The organism is Flavobacterium sp. CFS9 (genome assembly GCF_041154745.1).
Taxonomy (GTDB): Bacteria; Bacteroidota; Bacteroidia; order Flavobacteriales; family Flavobacteriaceae; genus Flavobacterium.
Genome location: NZ_AP031573.1, coordinates 1,415,519 through 1,436,477 on the forward strand (window position 1 = coordinate 1,415,519; position 20,959 = coordinate 1,436,477).

The 20,959-nt window shown below is 35.4% G+C and carries 19 protein-coding genes; 3 read left to right on the top strand and 16 right to left on the bottom strand.

From position 1 onward, the window contains the following. Positions 1-24: 24 nt before the first annotated feature. Together ACAM30_RS06275 and ACAM30_RS06280 are read right to left on the bottom strand one after the other, a co-directional pair. Positions 25-4,923, bottom strand: coding sequence for a choice-of-anchor J domain-containing protein (locus ACAM30_RS06275; protein ID WP_369617700.1), 4,899 nt, complete (start codon positions 4,921-4,923; stop codon positions 25-27). Between the two features lie 51 nt (positions 4,924-4,974). Further along, on the bottom strand, positions 4,975-6,087 hold the full coding sequence (locus ACAM30_RS06280; RefSeq protein WP_369618643.1) for an NAD(P)/FAD-dependent oxidoreductase: 1,113 nt from the start codon (positions 6,085-6,087) through the stop codon (positions 4,975-4,977). 272 nt (positions 6,088-6,359) lie between these two features. On the opposite strand from ACAM30_RS06280, the gene ACAM30_RS06285 reads away from it, so the two are divergent. Together ACAM30_RS06285 and ACAM30_RS06290 are read left to right on the top strand one after the other, a co-directional pair. Further along, positions 6,360-8,261 carry an alpha/beta fold hydrolase gene (locus ACAM30_RS06285; protein WP_369617701.1) on the top strand — a complete coding sequence of 634 codons (1,902 nt, stop codon included), beginning with the start codon at positions 6,360-6,362 and terminating at the stop codon, positions 8,259-8,261. Between the two features lie 177 nt (positions 8,262-8,438). Then, positions 8,439-10,880: a hybrid sensor histidine kinase/response regulator gene (locus ACAM30_RS06290; RefSeq protein WP_369617702.1), complete on the top strand. Its 2,442-nt coding sequence runs from the start codon at positions 8,439-8,441 to the stop codon at positions 10,878-10,880. Here the strand turns inward: ACAM30_RS06290 and ACAM30_RS06295 are convergent. The 13 genes from ACAM30_RS06295 to pdxA form a co-directional block, all read right to left on the bottom strand. Continuing rightward, positions 10,877-12,226, bottom strand: a complete 1,350-nt coding sequence (locus tag ACAM30_RS06295) for a sigma-54-dependent transcriptional regulator (protein WP_369617703.1) — start codon at positions 12,224-12,226, stop codon at positions 10,877-10,879. The two genes, ACAM30_RS06290 and ACAM30_RS06295, sit on opposite strands and share 4 nt — an antisense overlap. Before the next feature lie 128 nt (positions 12,227-12,354). Further along, entirely contained in the window at positions 12,355-12,648 is a 294-nt protein-coding gene (locus ACAM30_RS06300) for a hypothetical protein (RefSeq protein WP_369617704.1), read from the bottom strand. An 11-nt stretch (positions 12,649-12,659) separates the two neighbouring features. Next, a complete protein-coding gene (locus tag ACAM30_RS06305; RefSeq protein ID WP_369617705.1) occupies positions 12,660-12,965 on the bottom strand; it encodes a hypothetical protein in 306 nt (101 codons plus the stop codon). Positions 12,966-13,011: 46 nt separating this feature from the next. Then, entirely contained in the window at positions 13,012-13,308 is a 297-nt protein-coding gene (locus ACAM30_RS06310; protein ID WP_369617706.1) for a hypothetical protein, read from the bottom strand. A gap of 29 nt (positions 13,309-13,337) precedes the next feature. Continuing rightward, positions 13,338-13,628 carry a hypothetical protein gene (locus ACAM30_RS06315; protein WP_369617707.1) on the bottom strand — a complete coding sequence of 97 codons (291 nt, stop codon included), beginning with the start codon at positions 13,626-13,628 and terminating at the stop codon, positions 13,338-13,340. Between the two features lie 29 nt (positions 13,629-13,657). Further along, entirely contained in the window at positions 13,658-13,954 is a 297-nt protein-coding gene (locus ACAM30_RS06320) for a hypothetical protein (protein WP_369617708.1), read from the bottom strand. A gap of 73 nt (positions 13,955-14,027) precedes the next feature. Beyond that, positions 14,028-14,324, bottom strand: a complete 297-nt coding sequence (locus ACAM30_RS06325; RefSeq protein ID WP_369617709.1) for a hypothetical protein — start codon at positions 14,322-14,324, stop codon at positions 14,028-14,030. Between the two features lie 298 nt (positions 14,325-14,622). Beyond that, positions 14,623-15,972, bottom strand: a complete 1,350-nt coding sequence (gene accC / locus ACAM30_RS06330) for an acetyl-CoA carboxylase biotin carboxylase subunit (RefSeq protein WP_369617710.1) — start codon at positions 15,970-15,972, stop codon at positions 14,623-14,625. Positions 15,973-16,057: 85 nt separating this feature from the next. Further along, positions 16,058-16,549 (bottom strand): acetyl-CoA carboxylase biotin carboxyl carrier protein, encoded by a 492-nt coding sequence (gene accB, locus ACAM30_RS06335; protein WP_369617711.1) that lies wholly within the window; start codon positions 16,547-16,549, stop codon positions 16,058-16,060. 23 nt (positions 16,550-16,572) lie between these two features. Next, positions 16,573-17,571 (bottom strand): beta-ketoacyl-ACP synthase III, encoded by a 999-nt coding sequence (locus ACAM30_RS06340; protein ID WP_264531533.1) that lies wholly within the window; start codon positions 17,569-17,571, stop codon positions 16,573-16,575. 175 nt (positions 17,572-17,746) lie between these two features. Continuing rightward, positions 17,747-17,941, bottom strand: a complete 195-nt coding sequence (gene rpmF, locus ACAM30_RS06345) for a 50S ribosomal protein L32 (protein ID WP_129434012.1) — start codon at positions 17,939-17,941, stop codon at positions 17,747-17,749. 9 nt (positions 17,942-17,950) lie between these two features. Next, positions 17,951-18,493 carry a DUF177 domain-containing protein gene (locus ACAM30_RS06350; protein WP_369617712.1) on the bottom strand — a complete coding sequence of 181 codons (543 nt, stop codon included), beginning with the start codon at positions 18,491-18,493 and terminating at the stop codon, positions 17,951-17,953. A gap of 106 nt (positions 18,494-18,599) precedes the next feature. Beyond that, positions 18,600-19,649, bottom strand: a complete 1,050-nt coding sequence (gene pdxA, locus ACAM30_RS06355; RefSeq protein WP_369617713.1) for a 4-hydroxythreonine-4-phosphate dehydrogenase PdxA — start codon at positions 19,647-19,649, stop codon at positions 18,600-18,602. A gap of 57 nt (positions 19,650-19,706) precedes the next feature. On the opposite strand from pdxA, the gene ACAM30_RS06360 reads away from it, so the two are divergent. After that, positions 19,707-20,297: a riboflavin synthase gene (locus tag ACAM30_RS06360; protein WP_089077199.1), complete on the top strand. Its 591-nt coding sequence runs from the start codon at positions 19,707-19,709 to the stop codon at positions 20,295-20,297. Positions 20,298-20,332: 35 nt separating this feature from the next. Here the strand turns inward: ACAM30_RS06360 and ACAM30_RS06365 are convergent, their stop codons facing one another. After that, positions 20,333-20,545 carry a hypothetical protein gene (locus ACAM30_RS06365; protein ID WP_369617714.1) on the bottom strand — a complete coding sequence of 71 codons (213 nt, stop codon included), beginning with the start codon at positions 20,543-20,545 and terminating at the stop codon, positions 20,333-20,335. Between the last annotated feature and the right edge of the window lie 414 nt (positions 20,546-20,959).

Here is a 20,959-nt window from a genome sequence, read left to right on the forward strand (position 1 = left end):
CTAAAAATAGTACAACTTAGAACATTACTTCTTTATTACTTTAAACGTTTCTTTTTTATCATCCTGAGTTACAACCAACAAATATACTCCTGAAGCATGATTTTTAAAATCAATACTAACTTTAGAATCTGAGTAATTATTCTTAGAAAGCAACTGTCCGTTTAAAGTATAAACTTCTACTTTCGAAAGTACCGAATTACTTTCGATATGTAAAACATTTTCCACCGGATTTGGATAATATTTAAAATTGGTAAAATGAGTTCCGTCAACACCCAGTGACGACGTTTTATCAAATACAAGATTGTCCAGATAAGCATTATCTCCGGCATCAGATTTACCAATATGCTGTAATGATATTTTAATATCTGCTCCGATATACGGCGTCAAATCAACCGTGTATTTTTTATAATCATCTCCGTTGGCCGACTGTGGTTTTATTACATCTCCAATGACATTTCCATTTACGATTACTCTAAACATTGATTCTGTATTTGAAGAGACAAAGGTTTGTTTCAGATCAAAATGCATAAATAAGCTGCTCGCATTTGCGGCATTTACTTTTGTATTTATCTTGGTAATACTACTTTCATTTCTTTCCCATACCGAAGAATTGTCAACGGCGGCTTGTTTCTTTATCGGAGAAGTTTCATTAGCCTCCTTCCATGCTGACGGAGTGCTATTTCCTTTCATCACCAAGACATTATTGTTGGAATCTAAAACAATGCTCTTATAACCTCCTTCTAAAATCAATTCTTCTGAAGGTATTTTTGTAAAGTCATATGTTATTGTTTTTCCGCTTCCATCAATTGAAGACGTATATCCTTCTTTCAATTCAAAATCATCAACAAGTAAGCGCGAACCGCCTGAATTGGCAAACTCCATCAAAAAGCTGTAATCACCTGATACCAAAGGCGTAAAATAATAGGATACATCTCTATAGTTGTATTCGGTCAGGCTACCGCTTCCGGTTTGACTAATGTTAAGAGACATATTGTAGTCGTTTTGTCCTTTTCCAACATACAGTCCAACACCCTGAACACGGTATTCATAACTGTTTCTCCCTTTCAGGTTAAACTTATAAGTAGTCCCTGCATTTAAGTAAAACATAGGAGTCATAATCTGAGTCCAGAATCCACCGGTAAGATATAAATAACCGGTATCATCAAATCCGGTTCTTATATTGTCCGGATTGAAATTATAATAAACATCATTCTGAGCTTTATTTTCTAAAATAAACTCTCCTCTTAAAAACTTAAAGCAATCCGGAAGTACATTTTTTCCGTAACGACTCAGATTGGTAAATTTCTCTTTCCACGGTAAAGCCAGTGCTTCGCAGGTCGTTTCTATTTTTCGTGGTCCTGCTTCTAATGAATTACCGGATGCACAAGTGGTTTTGAAATAGAACTCATATGAAGTTCCGGTTTGCAGATTCGAAATCAGAATCTCATTCTTGTTAGTGTTTACAATAGTCCCTGTACCTTTAGTAAAACCGGTTAATCCGTATTCTATCTGAACATTTTCTGTTGCCTGATTTTTAGAAGTCCAGTTTATAAGTGCTGAATTATGATTAATATTAGAGAAAATCACATCTATTGGTTCGTAACATGATAAAGTCTGATCATAACGAAAATCGTCAATCAAAACATTATTTCGTGTGTAATCTCCATTAGCTGATTCGGTCACATATTTAAAAACGATCTGTTTGTTTGCTCCCTGATACTGAGAAAAGTCAATATTAACTTCTTTTCCGTACAGTGGCAAGCTATTAATTTCCTGCTCCGTGATGGTCATATAAGGCTCGAAAGTATTAAGATCGGCAGCATTCTTAATCGTTCCTATAATTAAAGTTCCTGCTTTTGCATAACTACCCGTCTGCATACCTCTAAGCCAAAATTTTACTTTTTTATTTTTATCAAAATCATCCAGATAAGGAGAAATTAATATTGCACTGTCTTTGTTGGTGTACAGTGAAAAAGCATAAGGTGCACTGGTAATATTAGTCAGATTGAATTCTGCTAACTGTGCATAAAGCTGAATATTGTAGTTCCAGCAAAAAGTAGCGCTCTGATCTAAATTCCTACCATGTTCATCAAAATTTTCCACAAAAGGTGCTGTTTTGGAACAAGAAGTTTTAAAAGTATATCTATCACTCCAGTCTGAGGTAATATTGGTATCGCAATATGCTCTTACTCTATACTCGTAAGTGCCACGAGCTAATCCCGTCAAATTGTACGGACTTGCAGTGACTTTAATTATCGTTCCTGAACCGTTTACAAAACCTTTAGGGCCATACTCAATATCATAACCCTGGGATGGTTTTACAGTATTATTGTCTTTCCAATCCAGTGCAACACTTTCGGGACCTGATTGTCTCGCTCCTAATACTCCCGGAATTGGGCATCCGTTCTGGAAATATTCAAAATCATCTATAAATATTCTTCTGTTTCTCGCGTTTTTTACGCTTTGTTTTATTCCAATAAATTTATCTGTACCATAGTAGTTCGAAAAATCTACTTCATATCTAATCCATTTTCCAATATTTTCAACAGGAATAGCGATGACTTTATAGGATGTAAAAGACATATAGTCTTCCGGATCAGACATTGTACCCACAATCATTTCTACCGCAAGGTTTTCATTATCTTTTGGCGAAAGCATCCAGAAAGCGATTTTTTTATAATGATCAAAATCTTTAAATCTCGGAGAAACCAGCACTACTCTGTCGGTTTTCTCTCCTTTGCTACCTGCCGGATACGGAGCATCTAATTGATTTAGCATAAAGATAGAAGCAGTACCGCCATGAACTGTCGATGATCCCTGACTCAGTGTGTTTACTTTTATAAAATTATTTTTATCCCAGTATCTTTGATTGATATACGGAACAATTCTGGTCCAGCATCCGTTTTTTTCAAAAACGGTATTTTCAAAATTTTCAGTATAACCTGCCGTTAGTCCCAAACATTTGGTTTTAAAATTACCTCTGTCAGACCATGCGCTGTATTCGTTTCCACATTGAGCACGAACATAAAAATCGAAATCCGTATCGTCCTGAAGAGACTCTAACTTAAACGGAATTGTTGCCGCATCAACGATCTTTCCCGAGCCATGAGCAAATCCTTTTGGCCCATACTCTATTTGAAATTGTGATGCCGGTTTATAATTTTCCCAACTTACAATGGCAGAATCATAGCTCAAACTGATGGTTTTAGGGTCAAGAGGTTCTACACATACAGGTGCTTTTTCGTAGGTAAAGTCATCAATACTAAAATAAGAATCGCTCTCATTATTGTATCTCAAAGCAATATAATTATGGTTATTACTCTTTACATAATTATCTAAATAAACAGTATGCTCTTTCCATTGCGAAGACTTATTTAAGTTTTCAGTCTCGTTCATCTCTGAAGGCAAAATTGTTTTTAAAGCAACAAATGTAGCTGCATTTTTAGGATCAGACATTGTTCCAATAGTCAGCGAAGTTTTGTTATACACATTGTCACTGCTATAAGCTAAAAGACTAAATCTTATTCTCTTATCAGCATCAAGGTCCGCAATATAAGGTGTTACAAGATAAGCTTTGTCAACATTCAGGGCACCCACAAATTTCGATATTACAATCGTTGCTGTACCTGTTTTGGGTGCAGGTTTTCCGGTCCAACCCGTATTTTCAAAACTACTCTGAACCAAACATTTCCCTGCAATAACACTCCAGCATGGATCAACATATTTTGTTCCTTCAAAAGAGGTGCTGTAACTTCCTGTAATTACGGTACAAGGTGTTTTGAAACTTATTGTCTTAGTCCAGTTAGAGAACAGATCATCAATACAATTGGCACGTACCTTTACTTCATAATCTGTATTTCCAACCAATTTATCTAAAGTAAAAGAGGTGCTCTGAATCGTAAAAATTTCCGTAGTCTTCTTAACTGTATTAGTCAGACTCACCTGAAAGTTATTTTGATTGGGAGCATCAAAACTTATCTGAGTGCTATTTTGCTGAACATTTGTTACTGCGAAATTAGTCTGATTGAAACAGTCTGACGCTTTTTCGTAACTAAAGTCGTCTATATATAAATCGGTACTGTTACTCCCATAATACCCCCTTTTAAAGAAGAATACCACATATTGGTCTGTACCGTTATAATTTGTAAAGTAAACCGTTTCCTGCTTCCATTCTGACGATGATTTCGGCTCTATTTTCTGCAGAAGATGAAATGTGTTTTTGTCATTGGGATCACTCATGGTTCCTACTAACAATTCTGTTCCCGAATCATAAAGTCCGTTTAACCAGAATTTTATTTTTCGATCTGTGGCCAAATCATTAAATCTCGGAGATATCAAACCAATATGACTCTTATCGTCATAGTTGTAACTGGACATTGTCATCGAAGAACCTGCTGCATTGTTTTCGCTGTGATTCTTATAGGTTGTATGAAATACACCGGCTGCACTGCTACTGTTGTTATAGATAAGGCCTCTCCATTCTGAATCTGTTATTTTTTTATCATTGAAGTTTGTAGTATAACCTACAGAAAAGACTTTATCGCTTGAAGCAAATATGGTTTTAATTTGTGACCAGTCTGTCCAGGCTAAACCAGAAAGATCATCTAAAAGATATAACTGTCTTACCCTGAAATCATACCCAATCAGAGGATTTGTTAAGGTAAAGCGATAAAAATTAATACCTGTACCTGAAACACTTATAACTTTACCCTGACCCGGCTTGAACCCCTTAGGACCATATTCAAATTGCCATTGAGAGGTTTTATAAACATTATAATCATGGTATTCAACCAAAACTTCCCCCGTTAACGAAACGGTAACATCAAAATTTGCATCCGCAATATTTGATTCTGTCTTATGATTTGCATGAGCAAAAAGAATGAAAAAAAAAGAAAAAAGAGCAACTAAAGTAGTTTTTTGCATGTATTATCTGTTTTTTAGGTTGTGGTATTATTGGATTAAATTCTTTCAAAATTATAATAAGTCTGCTAATTCTGTTCCTATTAAACTTCCAATTGCGACTCCCATCCCCCCTAATCTCACTCCACAAAACACATTTTCAGACAATTGAGTAACAACAGAATTTTTACTGTTTCCTATTCCCATGATACCACTCCAACGATGGGCGATTTGGAAATCCTGATTCGGTAAAATTACATTTTTAAGTAAATCCTCCAATTTATTTTGTACAATTTTCGTCTGACCAAATTCTGTAGTTGTTTCAGTTTCAAAATCAAGGTTTCTTCCGCCTCCAAGTAAAATTCTATCGTTTATATTTCTAAAATAATAATACCCGCGATCCAGATGAAAAGTCCCTTTGATGGCTAAATTTGCAATGGGTTCTGTAATCAAAACCTGTGCTCTGGCAGGCTTTACCGCCCCATTTGTCAGCTGAGCTGCAAAACCGTTGGTAGCGAAAAGCACTTTTTTTGATTTAAAACTAAAATCGTTCAACACTAGTTCAACCTCATTTCCTAAATCGGAATAAGCAGTAAGAGTTTGCTGATTGAGAATTAAAATGTTTTCATAAATGGCCTGTCTCAGCAATTCCTCCATCATATTTCCGGTATCAATTTGCGCTTCAAACGGATTAAAAATCAAATAATCATGACTGTTTCCAAAACCAAACCGATCCGATTCTTTGGCAAAAACATCAGTTTTAAAAAGTGGTTTTAAAATTTCATTGACAAAAGGCAGCCTTGCAATACATGCCTCAAAATTTAAATCATCTTCTTTCAAAAACAATTCATAACCTCCGTACGGTTTAAAATCTATTGCGGTATCGCCCAATCGTTTTCTCAGCAGCTGCAGCCCTTTCCATCTTTTTTCTACAAGTCGGATCACTTCCTCTTCTGAATGTGTTTTAAGATCTTCCATAATTTCAGAAAGGCTTCCAAAACATGCAAAACCGGCATTTTTCGTACTGGCACCCTGTGGCAGCATTCCTTTTTCCAGAATCAGAATTTTTGCGGTCGGAAATCTTTCGCGTAAGCGTAGTGCCGTGTGCAGTCCTACAATTCCGCTGCCAACAATAGTATAATCAACATTTGTAAACCAGTTTTTTAATTCCCAGTAGCTTAGTTCCATCATTATAATACATTCAAATTACAAAATTCCAATTTAGGTAATAAATTTAAGGTAGATATCCCAGAACTCTTACTTTTTTTTCTGCCACTAATGCACGAATTATTTTTGATAATCTTTGAGGATAAAAATTTGTGAATTCGTGGCCTTTAAAAATCCACAGCAAAGTTTGGAATTTATCCCCCCTCAAACTTTAACAATTTTTGGAATTTGGATTTTAACTAATTGGTATTTAATTATTGTATTTTTAGCTCACGAAAAATTAGAATTTTATTATGAAAAAAGTATTATTTACAACCTTAATAATGATGAGTTTAAACGCTATCGGACAGAATGTAATGTCTCCGGAATTGTTATGGAAATTAGGAAGAGTGAGCGCGCTCGGACTTTCGAAAGATGCAAAAAATGTTGTTTTTAAGGTTTCTACCCCTTCAGTTGAAGAAAACAAATCGTCTTCTAAATTTTACATCATTCCTGTAGGTGGTGGAACTGCAACCGAAATTAAAGACACTAAAGAAATTTTGGCAGACAAAAACGTTTCGCCTGACGGAAAGTTTTTAGTGTACAATGAAGAGGTAAAACTGGAAAAGGTTTTAGGTAAAGATTTTTATCCAAAACTGGACAAATCAGACGCTCAAATTTATGACGGATTGGATTATCGTCATTGGGATACCTGGAACGAAGGTAAATTCAATCACGTTTTTTACAAGGAAAACAAAGAAGGTGCCGCAGGTATTGACATCCTGAAAGGTGAAAATTTTGATTCTCCGCAAAAACCTTTTGGTGGTGACGAAGATTACATCTGGTCTCCTGACGGAAAAAGCATTTTGTATGTGTGCAAGAAAAAGGCAGGAACGCAGTACGCGATTTCTACCAATACTGATATTTATGAGTATAATTTAGAGACTCAAAAAACAATAAACAGAACCGAGGGCAATTTAGGTTATGATACAGCGCCGCAATTTTCTCCAACAGGAAACTTAACCTGGCTGCAAATGAAACGCGATGGTTATGAAGCGGATAAAAATGATTTGATTGTTGAATTTAAAGGGATCAAAACAAACTTAACAGCAAACTGGGACGGAACAGTAGATAATTTTATCTGGAGTAAAGACGGTAAAAATGTATACTTTGTCGCTCCGGTTGATGGGACAAAACAACTTTTTATAGTTAACTTTCCAGGATTGACCAAAATCGCTATTCAGGTTCGTCAATTGACTAATGGGGATTTTGATGTGAATGATTTAGTAGGTTTTGCCGGTGATGATATTATTGTAACCCGAAATGATATGAATCACGCTCCGGAGATTTATTCTTTTAATTTAAAGAAAAACACCTGGAAACAAATCTCGAACGTAAATACAGAAACCTACAAAACATTAGCGCTTAGCAAAACAGAGAAACGTTATGTAACTACTACAGACGGTAAAAAAATGTTGGTTTGGGTAATTTTACCTCCAAATTTTGATGCTTCTAAAAAATACCCAACCTTATTATTCTGTCAAGGTGGGCCACAAAGTGCTTTAACACAATCGTATTCTTTCCGCTGGAATTTCTCATTAATGGCTGCAAAAGGTTATGTGGTGGTTGCACCAAACCGTCGCGGAATGCCGGGGCATGGTGTAGAATGGAACGAACAGATTAGTAAAGACTGGGGCGGACAGGTTATGGACGATTACCTTTCGGCAATCGACGATGTATCTAAAGAAAATTATGTAGACAAATCCCGTTTAGGATGTGTAGGCGCAAGCTACGGAGGATATTCTGTGTTTTATTTAGCAGGTATTCACAAAAACCGTTTCAAAACTTTTATCGCTCATGACGGTGTTTTCAATACTGTGAGTATGTTAGGAACTACCGAAGAAGTTTTCTTTAATAACTGGGATTTTGGAGGTCCTTACTGGGAGAAAGACAATGCAGCAGCTCAAAAATCGTATACTGTTTTCAATCCTGCAACAATGGTTCAAAACTGGAACAGACCGATCTTAATTTTTCAGGGAGGAAAAGATTTCCGTGTACCAATCGGACAAGGACAAGAAGCTTTTCAGGCAGCTCAATTAAGAGGACTTAAAAGCCGATTTGTGTATTTCCCTGATGAAAATCACTGGGTTCTACACCCTCAAAATGCTCAGGTTTGGCAAGGTGAATTCTTCAAATGGCTGAACGAAACACTTTAAACCGAAATATTTAGATCAAAAAATAGCCGCAGATTTTCAGAATCTGCGGCTATTTTGTTTTCCGCCTCCTCTTAATTATATAAAACATTAGCATTATTTTATATTTCAAAAACCGAAATTTTAAATAAATTGCATTGATTTCTACTATAAACATCCCAAAACCTATAACATTACCCCATGGAGAGTAAAAAAAGTTACATGCCGATTAAAGTACTCTTCAGTTATATTGCTTTACTGGGATTGGTGGCTACCGTAGGTTGGTTTTTGTATTCAGAAAATGTGGTTTACAATAAACTCGAAAGTAAAATTGCTTTTGAGAAAACCAAGATTCTAAAAGTAAGCAAATTGTTTTCTAATGTTTACAAGACCGAAAGTTTAGCAAGAAAAACTATCCAGACCAATTCTGAAGCTGATTTCAAAAGCTACCTTATTGAAACCGATTCTTTGAAATCCAGAATCGACACCTTAAAACAAATTGTTACCACGCAATATCAAAAGACACTGCTGGACAGTGTTACCTACCTGTTGTCGGAAAAGACGAAAAACATCAAACAGTTAAAAACCATAAAAAATAAAGCCGACGATGAAGTTTCGGTAAATACGGCCATTGATGAAATTACCAAAATGGAATTTAAACTCCGTAAATTAGAACTTCAGGACTTCAACAAGAATCCGAATCAATTGGGGAGCTATCAACGCAGTGTACTTCAAAAATATGTGGATTATCTCAATCAGAATATTCCTGACGACAGTACCAATACCTTGAGCAAGCAAGCCTCAGATTCGATTTTAGCCAATTCCAAAAAACTTTTAAGCAACGTAAAACTGAAAGCCGAAAAGAAAAAAGAATCACTAAACTTCGAAGAAAACAAACTATTAAAAAATGAAATCGCAATTTCAGAACAACTCCGAAAAGTACTTCGAATTATCGAAAGAGAAATCATCATCAACTCGATAAAGAACAATTCTTTAAAAGAGAAATCACTTAAAAAAGTAAATGACATTGTTACGGCTTCGGCTATTATTGGCTTGGTGCTGACTTTATTTTTCTCGATACTAATTGTGAGTGATTACTCTAAATCGCAGGTTTATAAAAAGAAGCTGGAGATTGCGAATTTTAAAACCAAAAACTTACTGAAAAGCCGTGAACAGCTTATTTCGACAGTGAGTCACGATTTGAAAACACCTCTCAGTACAATTGTAGGATATTCAGAACTGCTGGGTAATTCTGATGTAAATTCTAAACAGTCTTATTTTATCAAAAACATTAAAAATTCTTCAGAATACATCACACAGCTGGTTCAGGACTTGTTGGACTTTTCTCAAATCGAAGCGGGAAAAATTACCATTGAAAAGGTCCCGTTTTTATTACCGGAAATAATCGACGGAGTAGCCAAGAGTATTCAAACTGTTTACAAACAAAAGAAAATCGACCTGATTATTAATGTCGATGAAAAATTGAACACCCGAATTGTTGGAGATCCTTTTAGACTAAAACAAATCCTAAGTAACATCATCGGAAATGCTTATAAATTTACCGAAGAAGGCTTCATAAAAATAAGTGCTTATACCATAGAAAATGATGATTTTTTTGTTGTTTCCATTCAGGACTCAGGGATTGGAATCGAGAAAGGGAATCAGAAATTAGTTTTCGAAGAATTCGCTCAGGCGAATGAGGGAATTGAAAAAAAATACGGTGGAACTGGTCTAGGTTTATCCATTTGCCAAAAAATAATTTCGATTCTAGGCGGAAGCTTAAATCTTGAAAGCACTTTTGGAAAAGGAAGTACTTTTCAAATTCAACTTCCTCTATTGTTCGACAACAGTCCCAATTTAGTAGTAGAAGAAAAAGAATCCATTATACTGAATACTCTAAAACAAACGTTTATCGTTCTTGACGACGATATTAATCTTCTGAATTTAACGAGTGGTGTTTTGAGACAGGAAAAGCATGAGGTATTTTCTTTTAATAGCGCGGGAAAAGCTTTGAAAGTCATTGAAAACACTCCTTTCGACTTTATTATAACAGACATACAAATGCCGGAAATGGATGGTTTTATGTTCCTGGAAAAACTAAAAAACAGCGGTTACTCCACTTTTAAAAACCAGCCTGTAATTGCCCTAACCGGAAGAACGGATCTGGATGCTGCTATTTATACCAAGGCAGGTTTTACCACAGTAATTCAAAAACCCTACTCCCCAAAAGTACTGTTGGAGACGATTCATCTCATTTTAGAAAACGACACATTGCCCAATATTGATATTAACAAAGATGAAGAAACTATAAATTCAACATTGTATTCTCTGGATACCCTGAAAGAATTTCTAGGCAACGACAATAACGAACTAAAGGAAATTTTGAAATCGTTTATCGAAAACAGTTCTGAGAATCTGAACTCTTTAGAAAATGCCTTTAAGGCAAAAAACACGGCCGAAATTAACTCCATTGCACATCGAATGGCTCCTATGTTTAAACAGATTCAGACACAGGAAATTAGTGAAATTTTAAAAATTTTAGAAAGTACAAATCTTGATATTTCTGAAGTAGACAGCATCCTGAATACTTTAAAATCTAAAACTAATGTCCTTTTTGACGCCTTACAACAAGAAATAGCTTAATCTATATTGTAATGCTTTAATTTATTGTAAAGCGTTTTTCTGGTAATTTTAAGCAGTTTGGCTGCCTCCGATTTGTTGTTCTGCGCTCTGGACAACGCCTGAATAATGGCTTCTCTTTCATTTTCAGATAACGAAAAATTATCGTTGGAACCTGTCGGTTTTTGTATCTGAAAAAACTCTGCCGGCAAAACGTCACTTTCTATAAACTCACCTTTGGACAGCAATGTCGAACGTTTGACACAATTTTGCAGTTCACGTAAATTTCCCGGCCAGTTATAATTTTGAAAAATCGAAACCACTTCCGGCGAAAATCCAATGACTTCCTTGTTCAGCTGTTGATTTGCTTTTTCGAGGAAATAATCTGCAAAAACCATCAAATCTTCCTCCCGCTCTTTCAAAGAAGGCGACAGTATGGAAAACTCGTTGATTCTATGGTATAAATCTTCTCTAAAATCACCGTTTTTTACTGCCTCACGCAAATCTTCATTCGTAGCCGTAATAATGCGTATATCGACGTTTATTTCTTTATTACTTCCAACAGGTTTAATTTTTCGTTCCTGAAGAGCTCTTAAAAGTTGGATTTGATTCTCATAAGAAAGATTCCCAATTTCGTCCAGAAAAAGAGTTCCGCCATTGGCCGCTTCAAAATAACCCATTTTGTCGCTAATCGCACCGGTGAAAGATCCTTTTAAATGTCCGAAGAATTCACTTGCTGCCAATTCTTTTGGAATAGCTCCGCAATCGACCGCAATAAAATTGTTGTTTTTCCTTAAACTTTGCTGATGGATACTTTTGGCAATAATTTCTTTTCCGGTTCCACTCTCTCCAATAATCAAAACCGACATATCTGTCGGGCTTACCAATTGAATATGATCCAAAAGTTTTTTAGACGCTATAGAAATTCCTTTTACAAATTCGTTGTCGGCAGTAGTTTGTTTTTTTGTGGTTTTCTTCTCCTTCACCACTACTTCTTCCGTCTCCTCTTCTGAAGCTTTTAAAGCATTTGTGATGACCAGTAAAACTTCATCCGGATTGAAGGGTTTTGAAATGTAATCGGCGGCGCCATTTTTGATGGCTTTAACTGCAGTATTAACATCAGAGTAGCCCGTCATCAAAATTACCGGAACCTGGGGGTGTGCCGTTTTAATTTCAGCCATAAGTCCGATACCATCAGAATCAGGCAAACGGAGATCTGTTAAAATCAAATCGAAAGATTCTTTTTTGATTGCGACTCTGGCTTCAGCAGCAGAGAAAGCAATAGTTACTTCGTATGTTTTTTTGATTAGAAATTTCTCTAATAATTTGCAAAACGAAATATCATCTTCTATCAGTAATATCTTTGGCATTTGTTTCTGAGGACTTTTTTGCTAAAATAATACTAATAAAATTGTCTTTTCACAAAATTATGTAAAAAAAAGAGATTGCTTATCGCAATCTCTTTTTCACCAAAAACATAAATCTAAAATTCACCTAATTATATCTTCAACCAGTTGCCATTGACATCTGAAAAAACAGTAGCCTTTTGGTCCCCAACTGATATCTCAAGTTTGTAATCCTTTTTTTCGTTTACCCATGCTTTAACAAGTTTAGCCCCCGGATAAGCGGTTTGCAGTGCCGTTTTTACAGCAGCTGGTACAGCATCTGCAGTAACTTCTGTATATTCTGTTTGAATTGAAACAGTTATATTCTCCATTTTAGGGGCTGTCATTTTATAAGCATAAATAGACATGCTCCCTAAAACTATTGCTGCTAAGATTAACTTTTTCATATTATTCTTTTTTAATATTTCGGAGCAATGACTCCTTTGTCATCTGTGAAAACAAAATGTTTGTCATTATCTTTCCCCGAATTAAGTTCTAATTTGTATTGCTTTTTCGGGTTTACATAAGCCTTTACAAGCTTTGAACCCGGGAAAGATTTTTCTAAAGTCGCTTTAACTTCAGCGGGAAGCGCTTCTGGTTTTATTTCCTTAAAATTGTCCTGAAATTTAATAACATTCAAAACTGATTTTCTTAATGTAGTCGCTTCTGCATTTGTTAATAAACCTCCTAAAATGATTACAGCTGATAAAATTAATTTTTTCATAAGTACTTGCTTTTTTTAATTACTATTAGCTGATAAAATTAGGAATTTATTTTTTAAGAATATTTCCGGAAGCATCTGTAAACACAGTGTATTTTTTATCTCCGCTGGAAATTTCCAGTTTATACTCATCCTTCTCGCTCTTATACGCTTTTTCAAGTTTTGTGTTAGGGAAAGATTTTTCGACTGTTGATTTAACTGCAGCCGGAATTGCATCCGTACCGATCTCTTTATATTCATCCTGAACAATTACAGATTGAATGTCTGAAGTTTGTACTACCGGAGTCGATGCCTGAACTGACAAACCTCCAAGAACAATCGCTGCTGATAAAATTAATTTTTTCATAATAAATGGTTTTTATGGGTTACTAATCGTTATTTTTTAAGAATATTTCCGGAAGCATCTGTATAAACTATAGATTTTTCACCTCTTACGGTGATCTCTATTTTATACTCTTTCTTTGCATTTACATAAGCTTTGTCCAGCTTTACACCCGGATAAGCAGCATCTAGTGCCGTTTTGATCGCAGCCGGAACTGCATCAACTTCTTTATATTCATCCTGAACACTTACAGTTTTCACCAATAAACCTGTCATTGTTCCATTTCCTGCCTGCACAGACAAACTACCTAACAAGATAGCTGCCGATAAGATTAACTTTTTCATAATGATCCTTTTTTATGGTTCTTTACTAATTATTTTTTGATCCAGGTTCCATCTGCATTTGCATAAAGAGAGCCTACTTTGTCGCCTACTGTGACACTAAGTTTGTACTCCGATTTTTCATTTTTAAATGCTTTTGAAAGTATTGCATCCGGATACGCTTTTTTAAGAGCATCGATTACAGCAGCAGGAACTTCTTCCACTTTAATTTCAGTGTACTCCTCCTGGATAACTGCTATTTTTACGATAGTATTTGATATTGGAGAAGTTGAAGCAAATGATGTTAAACCTCCCAAAACGATTGCGGCTGATAGAAATAAATTTTTCATAGTGTGTATAATTTAGTACTCTTAATTTTATTTTAATGTTCTTAATCTGAATAAACATAAGAACGGCTTTACCTTATTTTTTAATCCAGGTTCCGTCTGCATTAGCAAAAAGGTTACCTACCTTTTCTCCAACTGTAACGTCTAATTTGTACTCGGATTTTTCGTTTTTATACGCTTTTGTAAGCACAGCGCTTGGATATGCTTTTTTCAAAGCTTCAGTAATTGCAACTGGCAATTCTTCTAATTTGATCTCTGTATATTCGTCTGCAACAGAAACCGTTTTAACGATAGTGTTTGCAATTGGAGCATTTGATGCGAATGATGTTAAACCTCCTAAAACAATTGCGGCTGATAAAAATAAATTTTTCATAATGTGTACGTTTTAAATTATTAATAGTTGTTTACGCTTTAGATAATGAAATTATTATGCCGTAACGAAAACGTTGTACCTGCAATTACTTAAATCCTTATTTTTAAAGGGATTAAACCATTTATGCCAAAATTTAAAATTTACAAAAAGTGTGTAACTCAGGTAAAACCTGTATAAAAAATACACACATCAAGTGTTTACTTCACCAAAAAACAAACCCGATAAGTTTCTAAAACCTATCGGGTTTACCAGTTGGTAACATAAAAAAAGGCTGTTGAAAAATCAACAGCCTTTAATTTTATTCCTCAATAGGTTTCATTTTAAATGTATCCATAAAAGCAGTAGTATAATCTCCTGCAATATATTTTGGGTCATCCATCAATTGTCTATGGAATGGTATTGTCGTTTTGATGCCTTCAATTACAAATTCATCTAAAGCTCTTCTCATTTTACTGATAGCTTCTTCTCTTGATTGTGCAGTTGTAATTAACTTTGCAATCATCGAATCGTAGTTTGGCGGAATGCTGTAACCAGAATATACGTGAGTATCTAAACGTACTCCGTGTCCTCCTGGCATGTGAAGTGTAGTAATCTTTCCTGGTGAAGGGCGAAAATCGTTATAAGGATCTTCAGCATTGATACGACATTCGATAGCATGTAATTGTGGCAAGTAGTTCTTCCCTGAAATTGGAATTCCAGCTGCTACCATAATTTGCTCACGGATCAAATCGTAATCAATTACCTGTTCTGTAATTGGGTGCTCCACCTGAATACGCGTATTCATTTCCATGAAGTAGAAGTTTCTGTGTTTGTCCACCAAAAACTCAACTGTTCCAGCTCCTTCATACTTAATAAACTCAGCAGCTTTTACAGCAGCCTCACCCATTTTAGTACGTAATTCGTCTGTCATGAAAGGCGAAGGTGTTTCTTCTGTCAATTTCTGGTGGCGACGTTGTACAGAACAATCTCTTTCAGAAAGGTGACATGCTTTTCCGTATGAATCTCCAACAACCTGAATTTCGATATGACGTGGCTCTTCGATAAGTTTCTCCATGTACATTCCGTCATTTCCAAATGCAGCGGCAGCTTCCTGACGTGCACTTTCCCATGCTTTCAACAATTCATCTTCTTTCCATACCGCACGCATTCCTTTTCCACCACCGCCGGCAGTAGCTTTAAGCATTACCGGGTAACCAAATTCTTTAGCTAACTTTTGTGTTTGTTCGAAAGATTCTAATAATCCGTCAGAACCTGGTACACATGGAACTCCTGCAGCTTTCATCGTCGCTTTTGCAGAAGCTTTATCTCCCATTCTGTCAATCATTTCAGGAGCTGCACCAATAAATTTGATTCCGTGCTCCTGACAGATTTTTGAAAATTTGGCATTCTCAGAAAGAAATCCATAACCTGGATGTATTGCATCTGCGTTAGTAATTTCGGCAGCAGCAATTATATTTGACATTTTCAAATACGATAAGTTACTTGGAGGGGGACCAATACAAACCGCTTCATCAGCAAACTTAACATGTAAACTTTCAGCATCGGCTGTAGAGTAAACCGCTACAGTTTTGATTCCCATTTCTTTACATGTACGAATTACACGAAGTGCAATTTCTCCTCTATTTGCAATTAATATTTTTTTAAACATCTTATTTATATTAAAAATTACAAATTCCAATCTCCAAATTCCAATAATTTGGATTTTGTGATTTCTCTATTGGAATTTTTAAAAACTATGATGGATCAACTAAGAATAAAGGTTGGTCAAATTCTACAGGAGACATATCGTCAACAAGAATTTTTACAATTTTACCTGAAACTTCCGATTCGATTTCGTTGAATAATTTCATTGCTTCAATTACACAAAGAACATCACCTTTTGCTACAGTGCTTCCAACTTCAGTAAATACTGGCTTATCCGGAGACGGTTTTCTGTAAAAAGTTCCAATAATTGGAGATTTAATAGTAATGAATTTAGAATCTTCAACAGCAGCTGCAGGTGCTTCTGCACTTACATTTACAACTACAGGAGCTGTTTGTTGAGGAACAACTGCTTGTGGCAATGCTGCCTGAGCTGGTAATTGCTGTACATAAGTAGCTTCAGTTACATTCGTTTCTAAAGTTGTTCTGATCGTGATTTTCACATCATCCATTTCCAACTTTACTTCTGCAACACCCGAATTTGCTACAAATTTGATTAGGTTTTGAATTTCTTTTAAATCCATAATGATTCGTTTTTAGTTTTGATTTATTTTTTATCGTATGCCCATTTTAAGTAAATAGATCCCCAGGTGAATCCACCACCGAAAGCGGCAAAAATAATATTATCTCCTTTTTTAAGCAAATGTTCAAAGTCGCTTAATACTAATGGCAACGTAGCTGAAGTGGTGTTACCATACTTTTCAATATTCACCAATACTTTTGAATCCTCAAGATTCATTCTGCTTGCAGTAGCATCGATGATACGTCTGTTTGCCTGATGTGGCACTAACCAGTTCACGTCCTGATTCGTAAGATTGTTTCTTTGTAAAATCAATTCGCTGGCATCAGCCATATTGGTTACAGCATATTTAAAAACGGTTTTTCCGTCCTGAATAATATTGTGTTGTTTGTTTTGTACAGTCTCCGCTGTAGTTGGAGTTAAAGAACCTCCTGCAGAAATTTTAAGAAAATCGCGTCCTACACCGTCGCTTCGTAAGTATTCATCTTGTAAGCCTAAGCCTTCGTAATTTGGTTCGAATAAAACGGCTCCTGCTCCGTCACCAAAAATAATACAAGTTGCTCTGTCTGTATAATCTACAATTGATGACATTTTATCGGCACCAATTAATAGTACTTTTTTATATCTTCCTGACTGCACATAAGCTGCAGCAGTAGACATTCCGTATAAGAAACTTGAACATGCCGCCTGCAAATCATAAGCAAATGCATTGGTAGCTCCAATTTCTGTTGCAACAAAAACTCCTGTAGAGGCTACCGGCATATCTGCTGTAGCTGTTGCCATAATAATCAGATCAATCTCTAACGGATCAATATTAGCTTTTGCTATTAAATCCTGTGCTGCTTTTATAGCAAGAAACGATGTTCCTTTATCAGCATCTTTTAAAATCCTTCTTTCTTTAATTCCGGTACGGGTAGTAATCCATTCGTCATTGGTATCGACCATCGTTTCCAAAACTTTGTTCGAAAGTACAAAGTCGGGAACGTAAGCTCCAACAGCGGTAATTGCGGCTGTGATTGTATTCATTATATTCTATTATTTCGTTTCAAATACCTATCGCATTTGAAAAATTTTTAAAAGACTTGAAAATTACAAAAAAAAACGAAATTAATTTGCAGCTATTTTCTTAAAAAAAGAAAAGTATAACCAACAAAAAAAACTCTCACTATGTGAGAGTTCCAGTATCATTTAGAGAAATGTATTAAGCAACCGCTACAGATTTATCGATAACAACTTGTCCTCTGTAGTACATTTTACCTTCATGCCAGTAAGCTCTGTGGTATAAATGCGCTTCACCTGTAATAGGACATGTAGCGATCTGAGCTACAGTAGCTTTATAGTGCGTTCTTCTTTTATCTCTTCTTGTTTTCGAGGTCTTTCTCTTAGGATGTGCCATTTTACTATATTATTTATCCGTTAATAGTTTTTTTAATTTGTCCCAACGCGGGTCAGTATCTTCTTCTTGTTTACTCTCTTCTTTTTGCTCCTTTGCAGTCAGTTCATTTAGTTTGGTCAAAGCTTCGCTTTGCAGACTTCCATCTTTCACCCCCGGATGAACTCGTTTTAGCGGTACCGAAAGCGCAATCATTTCATAAATGTACTGTGCAACATCTATTTCATGCTCTCCATGCGGTAAGATTAAAAGCTCTTCATTATCGTCATTGAACTCTTCTCCGAAACGAACAATTAATTTCATTTTACCTTTTAATGGTAAATCAAAATCTTCGCTTGTTAGATCACATGGTACATTTACTGTTCCTTTGTGTTTGAATTCCAACTCTAACATGTTGCTTTTCTTATCTAAAACTAAACCTACTTTGATATCCGAACTTTGAAATTCGTCGTAATCAAAGTTCGCAAAGAACGTGTTACTTATTTGATACTCAAAATGGTGTTTTCCTAGTTTTAATCCTACGAAAGGGATTAAAAATTCTTTTGTTTTGCTCATTTCAACATCAATTTGTCCAATCCGTATCTAAAACTCAGATACCTGAATTGGGGTGCAAAGATATAAAATTATTATAAAACTAATAATCTTATTCACCTTTTTTTGTTTATAACTGTTTTTCTTTTATTTTAAGTGGCTTTTCAGTAATCTCCTCATACTGATTACGCGAACGAAAAACATCTATTGCAAGATAAACCGCCTCCTTAAATGAGTTAAAATCTGCCATGTCTTTTCCTGCAATATCATAAGCCGTACCGTGATCTGGAGAAGTTCTAACCTTATTCAAACCAGCTGTATAATTCACTCCCTTCCCAAACGACAATGTTTTAAACGGAATCAATCCCTGATCGTGATAGGTAGCTACTATAGCATCATACTTTTCATAGTGACCACTTCCAAAAAAACCATCTGCCGAAAATGGCCCAAAAACCATAGTTCCTTTATCAAAGATCTTTTTCAAAGCAGGCTTCAAAATCAAATCTTCTTCTTTCCCAATCACACCTCCATCACCACTATGCGGATTCAATCCTAAAACGGCAATTTTTGGTTTAACAATACTAAAATCCTGAACCAGTGATTTTCTGATAGTTTCAATCTTTCTAATGATCAATTCTTCTGTCAAATATGAAGAAACTTCATTCAACGGCACATGATCGGTAAGCAAACCTACTCGTAAATTATCCTGAACCATCATCATTAAGGCATTCCCTTCTAATTCTTTGTCCAGATAATCGGTATGTCCCGGAAATTTAAAATCTTCCGATTGAATATTGTATTTGTTTATTGGTGCCGTTACCAAAACATCCACCAAACCTTCTTTTAGCGCTTTGGTAGCCGCAACAAATGATTTAATTGCGTATTCGCCAATTTTCTCATCATTTTTACCAAAGTTAATATCAACTCCTTCTTTCCAAAGATTAAAAACATTAACTTTTCCTGGTAAAACCTGCTCTAGTTTATCTACACCGTGAAACTGAACTGTAGATGTAAAGCTTTTTTTAACAAAAGAAAGTATTTTGGCGTTTGCAAAAATAACTGGCGTACACATTTCCAACATACGAGAATCTTCGAATGTTTTCAATATAACTTCGCTTCCAATACCGTTTAAATCTCCAACTGAAATTCCAACAATTATATTTTCTGCTTTTTTATTCATGAGCTCAGATTATTTATTACTAATTTTGATGTGCAAATTTAGTAAAATAAAACCAAAATGTTCACAGGAATTATAGAAACCCTAGGAAGGATTCACGAAATAAAAAAAGATCAAAACAATCTTCACATCACAGTTGACTCCACAATCACTAATGAATTAAAAATTGACCAAAGCGTTTCTCATAACGGAATCTGCCTGACGGTTGTAGCTATAAAAGATTCATTTTATACCGTAACCGCTATCGATGAGACCATTTTAAAAACCAATATTGGCGACTGGAAAGAAGGCGATATTGTAAATCTGGAAAGAGGAATGAAACTTGGAGACCGTCTGGACGGACACATCGTACAGGGTCACGTTGACCAAACCGGAACCTGCATTAAAATCGAAGAAGCACACGGAAGCTGGAATTACACTTTTGAATACGACAAAAACCTCAGCAATATTACCATCGAAAAGGGCTCTATTACGGTAAACGGAGTAAGCCTGACGGTAGTAAACTCAAAAACAAACGAATTTAGCGTTTCGATTATTCCTTACACTTTTGAAAATACTAATTTTAAAAACTTCAAAGTTGGGACTAAAATAAACCTTGAATTTGACGTTGTTGGAAAATACATTTCAAGACTTTATGCTATAAACAAATAATTTACAGAATATACCCATAAAAAAAAAGCTTCAGTTTACGCTGAAGCTTTTTTTATTTTATTTCGATATATAATTGTGATCCCTAAAACAACCGCCACTATTACCAAAAACACTAAGTGATCGTCTATTGGCACTATGTCCGGATCATTCGGATCATCTGGTGGAGGCGGAGGTTTTTGCGCCAAAGCACTAAAACCACTCATCAAGGTCAGGCAAACTGTAAAAAAAACGGTCTTAATTGTCTTCATAATTTTAACATGCTGCAAAACAGCAAGGTAGGTTGTTAAACTTATTTTCATCTAATACAATTCTTACAAAAAAAGGGGCTTACAGCGAATTGTGCGACAAATGTATAAGATTTTTACAGAAACACAAGGTTTAAAACAAAAAAAGCGAAACAAAAATAATCTGCCCATTTTACCGTAAGAATAAACCTTAAAACATTAATACCCCACTGCTATTTACGTATATTTCTACCTATTAGATTTCTGTTTTTTAAAATCAAACTCTTTTTTATCACAACAAAACAGGACAACGTAATTTCCCAAAAAAGGATCGTTTCAAATAATGAACTGCCAAAAAAAAGCGGACACTATGTTGGTGCAATTAAACCTCAAAAAAATGATGCTTTTTTCTAGCTGGCTACATTTTGTTTTTGCAAA

Excerpts from the sequence above, each read along its gene's own strand:
- ACAM30_RS06315 (WP_369617707.1), bottom strand. The coding sequence starts at position 13,628 with ATGAAAAAGTTAATCTTATCGGCAGCTATCTTGTTAGGTAGTTTGTCT.
- ACAM30_RS06295 (WP_369617703.1), bottom strand. The coding sequence starts at position 12,226 with ATGCCAAAGATATTACTGATAGAAGATGATATTTCGTTTTGCAAATTA.
- ACAM30_RS06360 (WP_089077199.1), top strand. The coding sequence starts at position 19,707 with ATGTTCACAGGAATTATAGAAACCCTAGGAAGGATTCACGAAATAAAA.
- ACAM30_RS06310 (WP_369617706.1), bottom strand. The coding sequence starts at position 13,308 with ATGAAAAAATTAATTTTATCAGCAGCGATTGTTCTTGGAGGTTTGTCA.
- accB (WP_369617711.1), bottom strand. The coding sequence starts at position 16,549 with ATGGATTTAAAAGAAATTCAAAACCTAATCAAATTTGTAGCAAATTCG.
- pdxA (WP_369617713.1), bottom strand. The coding sequence starts at position 19,649 with ATGAATAAAAAAGCAGAAAATATAATTGTTGGAATTTCAGTTGGAGAT.
- ACAM30_RS06280 (WP_369618643.1), bottom strand. The coding sequence starts at position 6,087 with ATGGAACTAAGCTACTGGGAATTAAAAAACTGGTTTACAAATGTTGAT.
- ACAM30_RS06350 (WP_369617712.1), bottom strand. The coding sequence starts at position 18,493 with ATGAGCAAAACAAAAGAATTTTTAATCCCTTTCGTAGGATTAAAACTA.
- ACAM30_RS06305 (WP_369617705.1), bottom strand. The coding sequence starts at position 12,965 with ATGAAAAAATTAATTTTATCAGCTGTAATCATTTTAGGAGGTTTATTA.
- ACAM30_RS06340 (WP_264531533.1), bottom strand. The coding sequence starts at position 17,571 with ATGAATACAATCACAGCCGCAATTACCGCTGTTGGAGCTTACGTTCCC.
- accC (WP_369617710.1), bottom strand. The coding sequence starts at position 15,972 with ATGTTTAAAAAAATATTAATTGCAAATAGAGGAGAAATTGCACTTCGT.
- ACAM30_RS06285 (WP_369617701.1), top strand. The coding sequence starts at position 6,360 with ATGAAAAAAGTATTATTTACAACCTTAATAATGATGAGTTTAAACGCT.
- ACAM30_RS06320 (WP_369617708.1), bottom strand. The coding sequence starts at position 13,954 with ATGAAAAATTTATTTCTATCAGCCGCAATCGTTTTGGGAGGTTTAACA.
- ACAM30_RS06275 (WP_369617700.1), bottom strand. The coding sequence starts at position 4,923 with ATGCAAAAAACTACTTTAGTTGCTCTTTTTTCTTTTTTTTTCATTCTT.
- ACAM30_RS06300 (WP_369617704.1), bottom strand. The coding sequence starts at position 12,648 with ATGAAAAAGTTAATCTTAGCAGCAATAGTTTTAGGGAGCATGTCTATT.
- ACAM30_RS06290 (WP_369617702.1), top strand. The coding sequence starts at position 8,439 with ATGGAGAGTAAAAAAAGTTACATGCCGATTAAAGTACTCTTCAGTTAT.
- ACAM30_RS06365 (WP_369617714.1), bottom strand. The coding sequence starts at position 20,545 with ATGAAGACAATTAAGACCGTTTTTTTTACAGTTTGCCTGACCTTGATG.
- rpmF (WP_129434012.1), bottom strand. The coding sequence starts at position 17,941 with ATGGCACATCCTAAGAGAAAGACCTCGAAAACAAGAAGAGATAAAAGA.
- ACAM30_RS06325 (WP_369617709.1), bottom strand. The coding sequence starts at position 14,324 with ATGAAAAATTTATTTTTATCAGCCGCAATTGTTTTAGGAGGTTTAACA.